13 protein-coding genes are annotated in these 14,983 nt (G+C 75.2%); 6 read left to right on the top strand and 7 right to left on the bottom strand.

The window, feature by feature from the left end; genetic code table 11:
• Positions 1 to 170 precede the first annotated feature (170 nt).
• Positions 171 to 992 carry an SDR family oxidoreductase gene (locus tag ACFC1F_RS38525; RefSeq protein ID WP_376165672.1) on the bottom strand — a complete coding sequence of 274 codons (822 nt, stop codon included), beginning with the start codon at positions 990 to 992 and terminating at the stop codon, positions 171 to 173.
• 97 nt (positions 993 to 1,089) lie between these two features.
• Here ACFC1F_RS38525 and ACFC1F_RS38520 point away from each other — a divergent pair, with 97 nt between their 5' ends.
• Both ACFC1F_RS38520 and ACFC1F_RS38515 read left to right on the top strand, forming a co-directional pair.
• On the top strand, positions 1,090 to 1,761 hold the full coding sequence (locus tag ACFC1F_RS38520; protein ID WP_376165670.1) for a TetR/AcrR family transcriptional regulator: 672 nt from the start codon (positions 1,090 to 1,092) through the stop codon (positions 1,759 to 1,761).
• 273 nt (positions 1,762 to 2,034) lie between these two features.
• Positions 2,035 to 3,186, top strand: coding sequence for a substrate-binding domain-containing protein (locus ACFC1F_RS38515; protein WP_376165668.1), 1,152 nt, complete (start codon positions 2,035 to 2,037; stop codon positions 3,184 to 3,186).
• Positions 3,187 to 3,412: 226 nt separating this feature from the next.
• On the opposite strand, the gene ACFC1F_RS38510 is transcribed toward ACFC1F_RS38515, so the two are convergent.
• Together ACFC1F_RS38510 and ACFC1F_RS38505 are read right to left on the bottom strand one after the other, a co-directional pair.
• Positions 3,413 to 4,198: a sugar phosphate isomerase/epimerase family protein gene (locus tag ACFC1F_RS38510; protein ID WP_376165666.1), complete on the bottom strand. Its 786-nt coding sequence runs from the start codon at positions 4,196 to 4,198 to the stop codon at positions 3,413 to 3,415.
• A gap of 9 nt (positions 4,199 to 4,207) precedes the next feature.
• Positions 4,208 to 6,214 carry a DUF2264 domain-containing protein gene (locus ACFC1F_RS38505; protein WP_376165664.1) on the bottom strand — a complete coding sequence of 669 codons (2,007 nt, stop codon included), beginning with the start codon at positions 6,212 to 6,214 and terminating at the stop codon, positions 4,208 to 4,210.
• Positions 6,215 to 6,553: 339 nt separating this feature from the next.
• Here ACFC1F_RS38505 and ACFC1F_RS38500 point away from each other — a divergent pair, with 339 nt between their 5' ends.
• From ACFC1F_RS38500 to ACFC1F_RS38485, 4 genes are all read left to right on the top strand, one after another.
• Positions 6,554 to 7,900: an ABC transporter substrate-binding protein gene (locus ACFC1F_RS38500; RefSeq protein WP_376165662.1), complete on the top strand. Its 1,347-nt coding sequence runs from the start codon at positions 6,554 to 6,556 to the stop codon at positions 7,898 to 7,900.
• Positions 7,897 to 8,880, top strand: a complete 984-nt coding sequence (locus ACFC1F_RS38495; protein ID WP_376165660.1) for a carbohydrate ABC transporter permease — start codon at positions 7,897 to 7,899, stop codon at positions 8,878 to 8,880. Before ACFC1F_RS38500 ends, ACFC1F_RS38495 begins: the two co-directional genes overlap by 4 nt.
• The gene (locus tag ACFC1F_RS38490) at positions 8,877 to 9,779 is read left to right on the top strand and encodes a carbohydrate ABC transporter permease (RefSeq protein ID WP_376165658.1); all 903 of its coding nucleotides are present in this window, start codon (positions 8,877 to 8,879) and stop codon (positions 9,777 to 9,779) included. The genes ACFC1F_RS38495 and ACFC1F_RS38490 overlap by 4 nt, the downstream gene beginning before the upstream one ends.
• Positions 9,780 to 9,892: 113 nt before the next feature.
• Positions 9,893 to 10,873: a hydroxyacid dehydrogenase gene (locus ACFC1F_RS38485; protein WP_376165674.1), complete on the top strand. Its 981-nt coding sequence runs from the start codon at positions 9,893 to 9,895 to the stop codon at positions 10,871 to 10,873.
• Positions 10,874 to 11,076: 203 nt separating this feature from the next.
• Here ACFC1F_RS38485 and ACFC1F_RS38480 read toward each other — a convergent pair whose 3' ends face one another.
• From ACFC1F_RS38480 to ACFC1F_RS38465, 4 genes are all read right to left on the bottom strand, one after another.
• Positions 11,077 to 12,069 carry a DUF5937 family protein gene (locus ACFC1F_RS38480; protein ID WP_209417046.1) on the bottom strand — a complete coding sequence of 331 codons (993 nt, stop codon included), beginning with the start codon at positions 12,067 to 12,069 and terminating at the stop codon, positions 11,077 to 11,079.
• A 264-nt stretch (positions 12,070 to 12,333) separates the two neighbouring features.
• Positions 12,334 to 13,200 (bottom strand): ketose-bisphosphate aldolase, encoded by an 867-nt coding sequence (locus ACFC1F_RS38475; protein WP_376165656.1) that lies wholly within the window; start codon positions 13,198 to 13,200, stop codon positions 12,334 to 12,336.
• On the bottom strand, positions 13,191 to 14,132 hold the full coding sequence (locus tag ACFC1F_RS38470) for a 1-phosphofructokinase family hexose kinase (protein ID WP_376165654.1): 942 nt from the start codon (positions 14,130 to 14,132) through the stop codon (positions 13,191 to 13,193). The genes ACFC1F_RS38475 and ACFC1F_RS38470 overlap by 10 nt, the downstream gene beginning before the upstream one ends.
• Positions 14,129 to 14,983 (bottom strand): ROK family protein (locus ACFC1F_RS38465; RefSeq protein WP_376165652.1); only part of this gene is annotated, 855 nt, incomplete at its 5' end. The genes ACFC1F_RS38465 and ACFC1F_RS38470, both read right to left, overlap by 4 nt.

Below are 14,983 nucleotides of genomic sequence, written 5' to 3'. Positions count from 1 at the left end.
GCCCCCCCCGATTTTTACATTTGGGCGGTGGTGGGATGGTTCTTTGGTTTTTATGTCCCCGGGGCCTGTGAGGGGGGGTTCGGGGGTGGGGTGGGGTGGGGTGGGAAGGGCGAGGCGGAGTGGGGCGGGGTGAACGGTGAGGGCGGGCGGCACGCGACGGGAGCGCCTGCTTACCGGAAGGCGGCGGCGTTGCGGACGGCCCAGGCGGCGAAGGTGGTGGCGGGCCGGCCCAGCACGCGTTCGACGTCGGGGCTCACCCGCTGCTCGTCCGCGGTCGGCTCGCCGAGGATGGCCAGGGTGCCCTCGACCACGGGCAGCGGCATGAACCGCGACATCAGGCCGTGGGCCTGCTCGCGGGTCTGCTCGGTGAAGTCGACCGGCTCGCCCAGCGCGGCCGCGATCGCCGCGGCCCGCTCGCGCGGGGTGGTCGGCGCGGGGCCGGTCAGGGTGTAGGTGGCGCCCAGGTGGGCGTCCCCGCTCAGGGCGGCGGCCGCGACGGCGGCGACGTCCTCGGGATCGACGAACGGCAGGCCGACGTCACCGAACGGCGCCTCGGCCGCCCGCCGGGTGCGGACCGACTCGGCCCACGCGAAGGCGTTGGTGGCCATCCCGCCCGACCGCAGGATCGTCCCGTCCAGCCCGGATCCGCGGACGGCCTCCTCGAACCGGGCCGGGTGCCGGTACGCCTCCGGGCGGGTGCCCGCCCCCTGGGAGGAGAGCAGCACCACCCGGCGGATCCCGGCGCTCTTCGCCACCGCCAGGATGCCGTCCGGGTCCTCCCCCGCGACCAGCAGGAACAGCCCCCGGGCTCCGGCGAACGCGGCCCGCAGGCCGTCGGGCTCGGCGAGGTCGCCGGCCACCGCCCGCACGCCCGGAGGCACGTCGGCACCGGTGATGTGCCGGGCGACGGCGGTCACCGGCGTCCCGGCCTCGCTCAGCATTCGCACCAGTGCCCGCCCGACGTTCCCGGTCGCACCTGTCACCACGATCATGTCGGTCTCCCCGATCAGTTGTGAGTTAGTTGCCTGACTAACTCCGTCGAGCCGAAACCGTAGCAGCCACGACCGGCGCCGGTCTACAGTTAGTCGGGTGACTGACTCAATGGATTCCCGGCAGCCCGCCTCGAAGACCGCCGCCGAGGCGACCGGTACCGAGGCGATCGGCACCAAGAAGAGCGCTGCCAAGAAGAGCGGTGCCAAGAGGACCGCCGCCGACAAGCGGCAGCGACTGACGGCCGCCGCCGCGCGGGTCCTGCACGAGCAGGGCGTCGAACGCACCACCATCGCCGACATCGCCCACGCCGCCGACGTCCCGACCGGCAACGTGTACTACTACTTCAAGACCAAGGACGACCTGGTCGGCGCCGCCCTCTCCGAGCACACCGGCCACCTTGAGGCCCTCACCGCCGAGCTCGACCGGCTCGCCGACCCGCGCGAGCGCCTCAAGGCGCTGGTGACCGCCTGGGTCGGACAGCGCGACACGGCCGCCCGCTACGGCTGCCCCACCGGCACCCTCGCCGTCGAACTCGACAAGCGCGAGGACGGCGGCCTAGACGTCGCGGTCGGCCAGGTCATCCGGCAACTCCTGCGGTGGGTGGAGGAGCAGTACCGGCAGCTGGGCGCCGCCGACCCGGAGGGCCTCGCCGTCACCCTCGTCGCCGGCTACCAGGGCATGTCCCTGCTCTCCAACGCCCTGCGCGACCCGGAGATCATGACCCGCGAAGGGGCCCGCCTGATCCGGTCGATCGACGCCCAGGACTGACGCCCCCGGATCCGCCCGCCCGTCAGGCCCCGGCGGTACTGGCGGGCGGGCACGCGGGCACGCGGGCAGACTGGCGCGGCGGACACGGCCGACAGGACAGACAGGTCAGGCAGGGCGGACAGGGCACCGGCCGTCCGATATCGTTCGCGGTCAGCCGACTGCGCAGCACGGTCCACCACCAGTACCTCCCCACCAGCCTTTTGATCGCTTTTCGATCGTGCGATACGATTCGATCGACAATCGAGCGTTCGTCGAGCACCAGAAGGAGACGTCATGGCCGTGTCGGCGGAGAATCGTCGCGCCCGCATCCTCGAAGTGGTGCGCGAGCTCGGCACCGTCCGGGTGGCGGACCTCGCGACGCGCCTCGACATGCCGACGGTCACCGTCCGCCGGGACGTCGCGACCCTGGCCGAGGCCGGTCTGCTGCGGCGCTCGCACGGCTCGGTCACCCTGCCGGACACCGGTGCGGCGGGCTCCGCGGGCGGCGGACTGCCCGGTCTCGCCGGGCCGGCCGGCGTCATCGGAGCAGCCGTCGGGGCGGCGGGTGTGCCCGACGGCCGCGGCCGGGTCATCGGCATGATGGTGCCGACCGTCGGTTCGTACTTCGACGAGATCATCGAGGGCGCTCGCTCGGCCGCCACCGCCGCCGGCGCCCGTCTGGTCCTCGGCATCTCCCCGTACGAGGCCCGCGACGACCGCGGCCAGGTCGCCCGCACGCTGGAGTCCGGCGTCGACGGCCTGCTCCTGACGCCCAACTGGCTGCCCGGCGGCCCCGCCGAGGAGAGCGACTGGCTCAGCGGGCTGCCCGTCCCGGCCGTGCTGGTCGAGCGGCGCGCCGCCCCCGGCAGCGCCGCCGCCGAGCTCGACGCCGTCGGCTCGGACCACCGGCACGGCGTCCTGCTCGCCCTGCGCCACCTGGCCGGGCTCGGCCACCGCACCGTGCTGCTGGCCGCCCGGAACGACACCTGGACGGCCCACGAGGTCCGGACCGGCTACGCCGAGGCCGTCCGGACGCTCGGTCTCGAAGCCCGGCCGCCCCTCGACCTGCACCACCCGGGCAGCAGCCCGCTCACCCCCACCGACCCCGAGTGGGTGGCCGACCAGCTCGCCATCGGCGCGCAGGAGGGCGTGCGCGCCGTCCTCGTCCACAACGACCGCGACGCCATCCAGCTCCCCCCGCTGCTCCGCGCCCGCGGCCTGCGCGTCCCCGAGGACATCGCGCTGGTCTCCTACGACGACGTGTTCGCGGCCCTCACCACTCCGCCGCTGACCGCCGTCGCCCCGCCCAAGCGCGCCGTCGGCGCCGTCGCCCTCGACCTGCTGCTGCGCCGGCTCGGCCCGGCCGACCTGCCGGCCCATCACATCGGGCTGCTCCCCACCCTCAAGGTCCGCGCCTCCTGCGGCGCCCTCACCCCGCAGGACTGACCCGGCAGGACCGACCCGGCAGATCTGACCCGGCAGGACCGCCCCGGGCGGCAACGCGCGTCCTCGGCCCCGTCCTCGGCACCGGCCTCGGCCCCGTCCTCGGCACCGGCCCCGCTCTCGGCCCCGCCCCCGGCACTGGCACCGGCGCGCACACGGGCGGGCGGCGGCGCCCCGCCCCGTCGGTCAGCGCCCGTCAACTCCCAGCCGCCGCCCCGCCGCCACCCCGTCAACCTCCCGCGCGCAGCCCCGCGAGCAGTGCCGCGCCCGCGCCCAGCAGCGGCGGGAGCGGGGCGGCGGCGGGGTGCCAGGGGGCCTCGTACTCCCAGGCGACCCAGGCCCCGGGCGGGAGCAGGCGCACGCAGTCCGCGACCGGCAGAACGCCCGCCCCGAGCGGGAGGGGGGTGAGGTCCCCGGCGCCGGCGATGTCCTTGACCTGGACGTGCCCGAGGTGCGGGGCGAGCGCGGCGTACGACTGCGCGGGCGTCTCGCCGGCGAGGTGGGTGTGCATGAGGTCCCAGAGCGCGCCGACCGCCGGGTGGGCCACCCGGTCCAGCAGGCGGGCGAGCCGGCGCCCGCCGCGGTGGGAGTCGTGGGTCTCGACCAGCACCCGGACCCCGAGCGCCTGCGCCTGCGCGGCCACCGCCGTCAGCCGGCGGACGGCCCGGGCGTCCGCCTCCCCCGGCGGTCCGTCGCCGCCGTGCGGGAACACCCGGACGGCGGGCGCACCGAGGTCGGCCGCCAGGCGCAGCGCGGTCCGCAGCCCGGCGAGCACCGGAGCGTCGTCGCCGGGTGCGGCCACGCCGACGTAGGAGGCGAGTGCGATCGGGGTGACTCCCGCCGCTCCGAGCGTGTGTACGGCGGCGCGCCGCTCGTCGGCGGTCATCGCCGGGTGGACGGTCTCGCCGTCGGCGCAGCGCAGTTCGAGTCCCTGCCAGCCGTGTTCGGCGGCCAGCCGGGCGGCCTCGGCGAGCGGGAGTCCGGGCACGCCGAGGGTGGAGTAGGCAAGTGGCACGACGGCTCCTCAGACGGGGCGGACGGCGGCGGAACGGGTGCCGAGCCGCGCCTCGTGCGCGGTACCGTCCGGCCAGCGCACGGTGATCCGGTGGCCGCCGTCCACCGCCTCGGCCCGGACGGCGAGGGACCCGAGCCCGGTGCCGCCCGCCCCCGGCCTCGCCTCCGCGCCGTCCGCCCCCGCCGCGCCGTCCGTCTCCGCCGCGCTGTCCGCCCCCGCCGTCCGGTCGGCGGCGAGCCGGCTCGCGCAGACGAACAGGGCGGGCCCGTCCCCGGTGGTGCCGGTCGCGAAGGGGACGGCGGCGCGCGGTCCGAAGGCCGTCCCGTCAGGCGCCTCGTCGACGCCGACCCGGTGGTAGCCGTGGACGGCCCTGAGCTCCGCGGCCAACGCGCCCGGCCGGCCCGGCCCGCCGTCGGCCCGGGCGCCGGCGAGCGGTCCTTCCGTGCTGCCGGCCACCTGCTCCCCGGCGACCGCCCAGCCGCTCTGCCGCACCTCGGTGCCGGGGGCGGCGCCCGTGACCAGGTGGGCCCGGACCTCCTCCGCGCCGTGGGCGAGGGTGAGCGAGGTGACGGTGACGCCGGGGAGTTCGCGTCCGTCGATCCGGGGCCGGTGCGCGGAGGCCGCCCATCCCGCGCCGACGCCCAGCGGCGTGATCGGGCCGCGCTCGCTCGCCCGACCGGCGGCCAGCAGCGCGAAGTGGTTGTCGGCCGTGCCGGTGACCGGCCCGGTGGCGGTCGAATGGGCGAAGCGCGCGTACAGCGGCTGGTCGGGCAGGACGCCGTCGGCCGGCTGGTCGTCGCTGCCGTGGTTGTGCAGCCGCACCACGCCGTCGGCGGCGGTGGACTGGACCAGCCAGCCGGGCCCGGGCAGCGGGACGACCGCGTCCGCGGTCTCGGCCGGGCCGGGCAGCTCGGTGTCGGTCCAGACCGGGTGGTCGGCGGGGAGCAGCAGTCCGAGGAAGCCCTTGCTCGCCCAGTACGGGGAGGCCGGGCCGGAGTACTCCTGGACCAGCGGCGGGTAGGCGCCGTACCAGCCGAGGGAGAGCAGGCCGTCCGGCCCGACGGCGCCGCGGTCGACGAAGTGGCGCAGCGCGCCGGAGGCGAGCCGGCGGGTCGCGCCGGGGAGCAGCGGGGTGTGGCCGGTGAGCGCGCCGGCCCAGAGCGGGGCGGCGGCGGCGAACCGGTAGGTGAGGGAGCGGCCCTGGTGGACGGGGGCGCCGTCGGCGCCGAAGAACCGGGTGTAGCCGTCGAGGTGGGCGGCGAGCCGGGCGCCGTAGCGGGCGGTGAGGTCGTGGTCGCCGGCGAGGTGGGCGTGCAGGACGGGGTAGAGGTGCAGGGCCCAGCCGTTGTAGTGGTCGAAGGCGCGGGGGCGGCCGTCGGTGTACCAGCCGTCGCCGGCGTACCACTGCTCGATCCGGTCGAGTCCGCGGTCGACGGCGGCGTCGGCGGCCTCGGTCTCGATGCCGGCCTCGGTCAGGAAGCCGCCGACGGTGAGGGGGAAGAGCCACCAGTTGTTGTCCACGGGGGCGCGGTGCAGGGCTTCGGCGAGCCAGCGACCGGCGCGTTCGCGGACGGAGGGGTCGAGACGGTCCCAGAGCCAGGGCCGGGTGAGCCGCAGCGCGGTGGCGATGGAGGCGGCTTCGACCATCGGCTGGGTGCGGTCGGCGATGACGCCCCAGGACCGGTCGTCGCCGTCGGCGAGGTCGCGTTCGGCGGTGGGGCGGCGGGTGCCGGTGTCGAGGCCCTCGGCGTAGCGCTCCAGCAGGCCGCCGGGGTCGGCGCCGCGGGCGCCGGCGACCCGGAGGGCGGCGAGCAGGAAGGTGCGGGCGTAGCCCTCCAGGCCGTCGGCGCGCCTGCCGGAGACGCCGGGGCGCGGTCCGGGCAGGTTGATCAGTGCCTGGCCGGGCCCGGCGTAGGGGCGGACGGCGGCGAGCAGGGCGTCGGCGACGGCCTCCCAGTGCGCCCTCGTCCACCCGGTGTACGGGCTGGTGCGGCGGTCCTCGGGCGGGAGCTGCATGGGGTGTCCTCCGTCGCTGGGTCGGCGGGCCGAATCTAGGAACTTCTCGATCGGGAGTCAATCCACCGGGTCGAATGACCACTAAATGAGTCATCGATCGTTATTCGATCGCCCGGAAGGATCGGCCCGGATGCGCCTCCACGCCATCAACTCACCAGATCAGCGAGCGTTTACGGGCCGCTCGACCGGATCGTCGAGACCGAATCGTTTCCGATCGTTCGATCCACACGCCTTGACTCTGATCGAATGCCAGCCCAGGATGGCGTCACCCCGCCCGGCCATCTCCCGGGTCCGTGGGCCCCCTCCGGCGTCTGCCATCCCCCATCCAGGAGCTGTGCCATGCCATCCCCCGCACGCCACCCCCGCAGAGCCCTCCGACTCACCGCCGCCGCCACCGCCGCCGCCCTGTCCGTGACCCTGCTCGCCGCCTGCGGCAGTGACGGGAAGCAGGACCAGGACGCCGAGGCCGGCGGCAAGGGCCGGCCCGTGACCATCACCTTCTGGGGCTGGGCCAAGGGCACCAAGGACGTCGTCGCCGCCTTCAACGCCTCGCACACCGACGTCCAGGTCACCTTCGAGGAGATCCCCTCCGGCGTCGCCGGCGGCTACGCGAAGATCGCGAACGCGGTGAAGGCCGGCAACGCCCCGGACGTCTTCAACACCGAGTACCAGCAACTGCCCGACTTCGTCAGCCAGGGTGCGGTCCAGGACATCACCCGCCTCGTCCCCGCCGCCCTGAAGGCGAAGTACCTCCCGCAGTCGGTCGAGCTGACCACGCTGGACGGCAAGAACTGGGCCCTGCCGCTGGACGCCGCCCCGCAGGCCTTCTACTACCGCAAGGACCTCTTCGACAAGGCCGGCCTCACCCCGCCGAAGACCTGGGACGAGTTCCGCGCCACCGCGCAGAAGCTGAAGGAGGCCCAGCCGGACACCCGGATCGCCACCTTCTTCCCCGACGACCCGAGCACCTTCGAGGCGTTCGCCTGGCAGGCGGGCGCGCACTGGTTCGGCACCTCCGGCGAGGCCTGGAAGGTGGACATCAACAGCGCCACGACCAAGCGGGTGGCCGACTACTGGCAGCAGCTGATGGCGGAGGACCTGGTCCGGGTCCAGCCGTCGTTCAGCCAGCAGTGGACGGCCTCCCTCCAGAAGGGCGAGACCGCCGGCTACCTCGGCGCCTCCTGGGGCGGCGGCGTGCTGAAGAGCACCCTGCCCGACGCCTCCGGCAAGTGGGCCGTCGCGCCCCTCCCGACCTGGGACGGCAACCCGGCCAGCGGCATGGTCGGCGGCACCACCTTCGCCGTCTCCAAGGACAGCAAGAAGACCAAGGCCGCCGTCGAGTTCGCCACCTGGGCCACCACCACCCCCGAGGGCATCAAGGCCCGGATCGCCTCCGGCACCTCGTCCTCCTTCCCCGCCTCGCCCGAGCTGGTGCCGGTCGCCAAGGCCGCCTTCAACACCGACTTCTACGGCGGCCAGGACATCTACACCCTGTTCGGCGACGCCGCCAAGTCCGTCAAACCGTCCTGGACGTGGGGCCCGACCATGGGCGCCACCAACACCTCGCTCAAGGACAGCTTCGCCAGGCTGACCGCCGGCGGCAGCCTCGCCCAGAGCGCCGACACCGCGCAGCAGGCCACCGTCGCCGAGCTGAAGAACCGCGGGCTCAAGGTCGCCCAGGGATGAGCGACACCACCCTCCGGGCGGCCACCCCCGGAATCCCCGAAGTGCCCGAAACCCCCCAAGCCCCCGGCCGGGCCGCCACCGTCAGGCGGCCCGGGCGGCACGGGGCGGCGGCGGTGCTGCTCACCCCGTTCCTGGCGCTGTTCACCGCCTGCACGCTGGTCCCGATCGGGTACGCCGTCTACCTGAGCCTGTTCACCGAGCACCGCTCGGGTCTGGGCTTCGGCGGCGCCGAGACGGTCTTCACCGGCCTCGGCAACTACGGCCGGGCGCTCGGCGACCACGCCTTCCGCGACGGCCTGCTGACCACCGCCGAGTACTGTCTGGTCTACATCCCGGTGATGATCGGCCTCTCGCTGGTGCTCGCCCTGCTGCTGGACTCGGCCCTGGCCCGCGGCCGCCGCTTCTTCCAGCTGGCGCTCTTCCTGCCGCACGCGGTGCCCGGGATCATCGCCGCGCTGATCTGGATGTACCTCTACACCCCCGGCATCAGCCCGGTGATCGGCGCCCTGGACGCCGTCGGCCCGAAGATCGACCTGCTCGGCCTCCCGCTCCCCGCCGTCGTCAACATCGCGGTCTGGGAGTGGACCGGCTACAACATGGTGATCTTCTACGCCGCCCTCCAGGCCGTGCCCCGCGAGGTGCTGGAGGCCGCCGTGGTCGACGGCGCCGGCCCGCTGCGGACCGCCCTCAGCATCAAGATCCCGCTGATCCGCGCCTCCGTCGTGATGGTCGGCCTGTTCACGATGATCGGCTCGCTCCAGCTCTTCACCGAACCGATGATCCTGCACGACGTCTCGCCCGGCGTGATCTCCACCTGGACGCCCAACATGTACGCCTACACCGCCGCCTTCGCGCGCGGCGACTACGGACTGGCGGCCGCCTCCTCGGTGCTGCTGGCGCTGTTCGCGGCTGCGCTCTCCTTCGTGATCACCCGCGTCACCGGCTCACGTGCCCCACGCCGGACGGAGTCCTCCCGATGAGCGTCCTCGCCCCCGCCCGCCGGCCGAAGCCGGCCCCCGCCGCCACGGCCCGGCCGCCCCGCCGTCCGTGGACGCTCTCCAGGGCCGCCGTCAACGGCGCGCTCGTCCTCGCCACCGCCTACACCCTGCTCCCGCTGGGCTGGCTCCTGACCGCCGCCGCCAAGAACACCGGCGACCTGCTCGGCGGCGCCACCCTCACCCCCTCCCGCTGGCACCTCGGCGACAACCTCCGCCAGCTCGCCACCACCGGCGACGGCATCTACTTCCGCTGGTACCTCAACTCCCTGCTCTACGCCGGGATCGGCGCCCTCCTCTGCGCCTTCGTCTGCATCGCCGCGGGCTACGCCTTCCACGTGTACGCCTTCCGCGGCAAGGAGAAGCTGTTCGGCCTGGTGCTGCTCGGCGTCCTGGTGCCGACCACCGCACTCGCCCTGCCGATGTACCTGCTCGCCTCGAAACTCGGCATCGTCAACAGCTTCTGGGCCGTGTTCATCCCCTCCCTGGTGAACCCCTTCGGCGTCTACCTGGCCCGGGTGTTCTGTGCCGGCTACGTGCCCGGCGAGGTCCTGGAGGCCTCCCGGATGGACGGCGCGGGCGAGCTGCGCACCTTCTGGTCGATCGGCCTGCGGATGGTGATGCCCGGGTACGTGACCGTCTTCCTCTTCCAGTTCACCGCGATCTGGAACAACTTCTTCCTGCCCCTGGTGATGCTCTCCGACAACCGGCTCTTCCCGGTCAGCCTCGGTCTCTTCACCTGGAACAGCCAGACCCACGCCTTCCCCGAGTACTACCCGCTGGTGGTGACCGGCGCACTGCTGGCCGTCGTCCCACTGGTCGTCGCCTTCGTCGTCCTCCAGCGCCACTGGAAGGCCGGCCTCACCGCGGGCGCCGTCAAGTGACCCACCGCCCCACCGAAGCCGAACGGGAGTTCCCCGTGCCCACCTCCGCACCCCTTCCCCCCGCGGCCCCGCCGCACGGCGCCGTACGGCACCGCCCCCGCGCGCTGCTCGCGATGGAGCCCGGCCTGGCCGGACGCCTCATCGACGCCGGCACGATGGCCCGGCTCACCGACCTCGCCGAGATCCAACCCGCCCTCGTGGTCGACGACTTCACCACCCCCGAGGCCGCCGCCGCACTGCGCGACGCGGAGGTGATCGTCAGCAGCTGGGGCTGCCCCCAGCTGGACGAGGCCGTCCTCGCCGCCGCGCCGAACCTGCGCGCCGTCATCCACGCCGCCGGCTCCGTCAAGCACCACGTCACCGACGCCTGCTGGGAACGCGGCATCGCCGTGACCTCCGCCGCCTGGGCCAACGCCCTGCCCGTCGCCGAGTTCACCGTCGCCGCCGTCCTCTTCTCCAACAAGCAGGTCCTCCGGCTCCGCGACGGTTACCGTGAACACCGGGCCGACTACCACAGGCAGGCCGCCTTCGACGGCATCGGCAACTACCGGCGCACGGTCGGCATCATCGGCGCCTCCCGGATCGGCCGCCGCGTCCTGGACCTGCTCCGGCCGTACGACCTCGATCTGCTGCTGCACGACCCGTACACCGCCGCCGACGAGGCCGCCGCCCTCGGCGCCCGGAGCGTCGGCCTGGACGAACTCTGCTCCACCGCCGACGTGGTGAGCATCCACGCACCCGAACTCCCCGAGACCAGGCACCTGATCGACGGCCGGCGGCTCGCCCTGATGCGCGACGGCGCCACCCTCGTCAACACCGCACGCGGCTCCCTCGTCGACCAGGACGCGCTCACCGCCGAACTGGTCGCCGGCCGCCTGGACGCCGTCCTCGACGTCACCAGCCCCGACGTCCTGCCCGCCGGCTCGCCGCTCTACGACCTGCCGAACGTCCTGCTCACCCCGCACGTCGCCGGCTCCCTCGGCGGCGAACTCCACCGGATGGCCGCGGCCGCCGCCGACGAACTCGCCCGCTACACCGAGGGCCTGCCCTTCGCGCACCCGGTGCGGCCGGAGGAGGTCCACCGCACCGCGTGACCGCGCCCGCCCGCAAACACCCTCCGACGCCCGACCGGTGACACCGCCGGTCACCCGCCCCGCGGACCACCGATCCCACCGATCGCCGATCCCACCGGCCCCTGGCCGCACCCCGGCGCCACCCGCCCTGCGGTGCGGCCAGGTTGACGGAGGCGGCACCGTACCCCCACGGTGCCGCCTTCCGTCGTTCGCCCGGACGGGCGTCAGTCCACGGCGGGGGCCAGGAGGGCGTCGGCGAGGGCCGTGCGGGCGTAGAGGACGAACCGCCCGGTGCGGTGGGCCGTGACCAGCCCCGCGTTCCGGAGCGCCGTCAGGTGCTGGGAGACCCCGGCGGCGGAGAGGCCCGAGTGCTCGGCGAGCCGGATGGTCGAGGACGGGGTGTCGAGCTCGGTCAGCAGCAACGCGCGGGAGCGGCCCAGGACGGCGGCGACCGCGTCGGTGGACGCGGTCGCCCGCGGCTCCCACAGATTGCCGATCCCCCGCGCCGGATAGGCCAGTTGGGGCGGCTCGGGCGCCACCGAACGGGTCAGCACGCACGGCCAGGCGAAGGCCGAGGGCACCAGGAGCAGCCCTGAGCCGGTCTGGTCACGGGTCAGCGCGCAGTGGCGGCGGACCAGGCGCAGCGTGCCGTCGTCCCACCGCACGGAGTCGTGCAGTTCGTTGAGGACGTGGGCCGAGCCGTGCTCGGCGACCTGCCGCGCCCGGTGGAACACGTCGGCTTCGAGGAGCCGGCGGATCCTCGCCCAGTAGGGCGCGAGGGCCAGCTCCCAGTAGACCTCGATCTCCGCGACGACCTTCTCCAGCCCCTCCGCCGGGGCCTCGTGCAGGGTCCTGAGCCGCGCCGACGGGCCGGTGTCGCGCTCGGCGGCGAGCTTCCCCAGGTCGGTGCGCACCTGCCCGGGCCCGGTGCGCCGGATCGTGTCCAGTTCGGTGCCGAGGGCGGGGAACGGGGTGGCGGGGGTGGGGTTGAGGAAGTCGGCGAGGTAGCCGCGGCCGGGGATGAGGTCGGCCAGCCAGCCGCGGTCGAGCCCGGCCCGGGCCAGCCGCGGCCGTACCTGCTCGGCCCAGCGCCGGTGCAGCGGCGGATCGGCCTCGTTCCGGAGCAGCCGGAAGCTGGTGACGACCTCCCACATCGGGGAGACGGCGAACCGGGTCTGCGCCAGGTCCGCCGCGGAGAAACTCAGTCCCGACTGCATGCCCCCGCCGCCCTTCCGCCGTCGTCCGCTGAACCCGGCCCGAGCCTAGTTGATCGCGCACCCGGCGGGCGCCGCCGCATGCGGAACGGCCCCGGGAGTCCCTGGAGAGGGAGTCCCGGGGCCGTCCCGGCCGATCGGCGTGCACCGTGGGCGTCGTGGTTGATCCCGCGGGCCCGCCCCACAGGCCGTCCCCGCGGGCCGCCGCCACGGGCCTCCGGGCCGGTCGGGCCCGCACCGCTCATGAGCGACGGTGCGGGCCCCGCTTCAGCGGGCCACCGCCGCCGGGGCCGCGCCGCACGGCTCGGTCAGGAGCCGGAGCAGGCGCGACACCTCCGCGGTGACCGCCGTCCGTCCGTCGCCGAGGTACACCCGGGTGTCGACCAGGCAGGAGTCGGCGGTGAGGCGGTGGCGGACGGCGGTGGTGAAGGCCTTGTTCAGGTGGGTCGCTATGTTGATCTTCGTCATGCCGTGGGCGACGGCCGCCGCCAAGGTCTCGTCGGCCACGCCGGAGGAGCCGTGCAGCACCAGCGGTACCGGGACGGCGGCCCGCAGGGCGCCGATCAGCTCCAGGTCCAGGACGGCGTCGCGGGTGAGCATGGCGTGCGAGGTGCCGACGGCCACGGCCAACGCGTCGACGCCGGTACGCCGGGTGAAGGCCGCGCCCTCGCCCGGGTCGGTCCGGACGCCGGGGGCGTGGACGCCGTCCTTGCCGCCGACCTCGCCCAGCTCCGCCTCCACCCAGACGCCCGCCTCGTGGCAGAACGCCACGACCTCGGCGGTGGCCCGCACGTTCTGCTCGTAGTCGAGCGCGGAGGCGTCGAACATCACCGAGGTGAAGCCGAGTTCGACCGCCTGACGGACCAGCGACCGGTCGGTCGCGTGGTCGAGGTGGACGGCCACCGGCACGCCGGCGGCCCGGGCCACGGCGAGCGTGGCGGCGCCGATCGGTGCCAGTCCGCCGTGGTAGCGCACGGCGTTCTCGCTGATCTGCAGGATCACCGGGGCGCCGACGCCCTCGGCTCCCGCGACGATCGCCTCGGCGTGCTCCAGCTGGATCACGTTGAACGCGCCGACGCCGTGGCCGCCGTCGCGGGCGGGGGCGACGATCTCGCCGGTTCCGGTCAGGGGCATGGTTCTCCTTGAGGGTGTGCCGGTTCGATCTCCCCGACCCGGACGAGGGTGAGCAGGCGGTCGTAGGCGCCGGCGTCGAAGCGGCCGGCCCGTGGCGCCAGGACGGTGGCGGCGGACAGGGCCACGGCCTGCCGGAGCCGGTCGGGCCAGGCGGTCCCGGTCGCCAGGCCGAGCGCGAGCGCGGCGACCGCCGAGTCGCCCGCGCCGGTCGGGTTGCCGGGGAGCGGGCCCGGCGGGCGGGCCCGCCAGCGGCCGTCGGCGGTGCAGGCGAGCAGCCCGTCCGGCCCGAGCGAGGCGACCACCGCCCCGGCGCCGGCGGCCCGGAGCAACTCGGCGCCCTCCAACGGGTCCTGGACGCCGGTCGCCGCCGCCAGCTCGTCGGTGTTCGGCTTGACCACGGCGGGGCCGGCCGGCAGGCCGTGCAGCAACGCCGGGCCGTCCGCGTCCAGCAGCGCCGGGACGCCGTGGGCGCCGGCCCGTTCGACCAGCAGCCGGTAGGCGTCGTCCGGCAGTCCGCGCGGCAGGCTGCCGGAGAGCACGGCCACGGCCGCGCCGGGCAGCAGGCGTTCGTAGTGCGCGAGGAAGTGCCGCCACTCCGCCGGGGAGACCACCGGGCCGGGCTCCAGGTAGACGGTGGTGTCGGTGTCCTCGGCGACGGCGACGGTGCAGCGGGTCTCGCCCGCCACCTCGACCAGTTCGTCGTGCAGTCCCGCCGCGGCGAGGTCCGCCCGCACCGCCCGGCCGGTCGCCCCGCCGGCCAGGCCGGTGACGACCGCGTCCTGGCCCAGCGCGGCCAGGACGCGCGCCACGTTGACGCCCTTGCCGCCGGCCTGCCGGGTGACCTCGCGCACCCGGTTGCTGCCGTGCCGGCGGACCTCGGGGAGCCGGTAGGTGACGTCGAGGGCGGTGTTGAGGGTGACGGTGAGGATCATCGTCCGCCGCCGTCCAGCAGGTCCTGCGCGAGCAGTGCCGCCCCCAGGCTCCCCGCGCGGTGGCCCAGTTCGGCGGCGACCAGCCGCGGCGCGGCGCGGAAGGTGAGGCGCTCGGCGACGGCCGTCCGCAGCGGGTTCAGGAACGGCTCGCCGGCCTCGGCGAGCCCCCCGCCGATGACGATGCGCTCGAAGTCGAGCAGGACGGTCAGCGCCGCCAGGCCGTCGGCCAGCGCGTCGACCGCCTCGGCCCGGACCTGCACCGCCGGACCGTCGCCCGCCTGGGCGCGGCACAGGACGTCCTTCGCGCTGACACCGGTCTCGCCGCCGGCCTCGGCGTACCGGCGGGCGACGGCGGAGGCGGAGGCCACGGTCTCCAGGCAGCCGCGGTTGCCGCAGGCGCACCGGTCCCCGCCGGGGCGGACGACCAGGTGGCCGAACTCCCCGGCGAACCCGTGGTCGCCGGCGAACGGGCGGCCGTCGATCACCAGCGCGGCGGCGATGCCGGTGCCGACCGGGACGAAGGCGAAGTTGCGGCAGTCGCGGCCGGCCCCGAGCCGGCTCTCCGCGATCCCGCCGGCCCGGACGTCGTGCCCGAAGGCCACCGGGAGGTCCAGGTGTTCGGCGAGCCACCGGCGCACGGGGGTGTCGCGCCAGCCGAGGTTGGCGGCGAGGACGGCGGTGCCCGCCTCCTCGTCCACGAGGCCGGGCACCACGACCCCGGCGGCCGCGGGCCCGCCGGCGGGGGGGGGGGCCCGGGGCCCGAGGTCGTGGGCGCCGCCGGGGGCGGTGTCGATGACGGCGGCCCGGGGCCGGGCGGCGCGGGGGTGGCCCCCCGCCGGGTGGGCGAGGCG

Origin of the sequence: Kitasatospora sp. NPDC056181, from assembly GCF_042266225.1 — a bacterium.
Taxonomy (GTDB): domain Bacteria; phylum Actinomycetota; class Actinomycetes; order Streptomycetales; family Streptomycetaceae; genus Kitasatospora.
The sequence above is the reverse complement of the archived record's forward strand: the minus strand, read 5'-3'. Positions and strand labels throughout refer to the sequence as shown.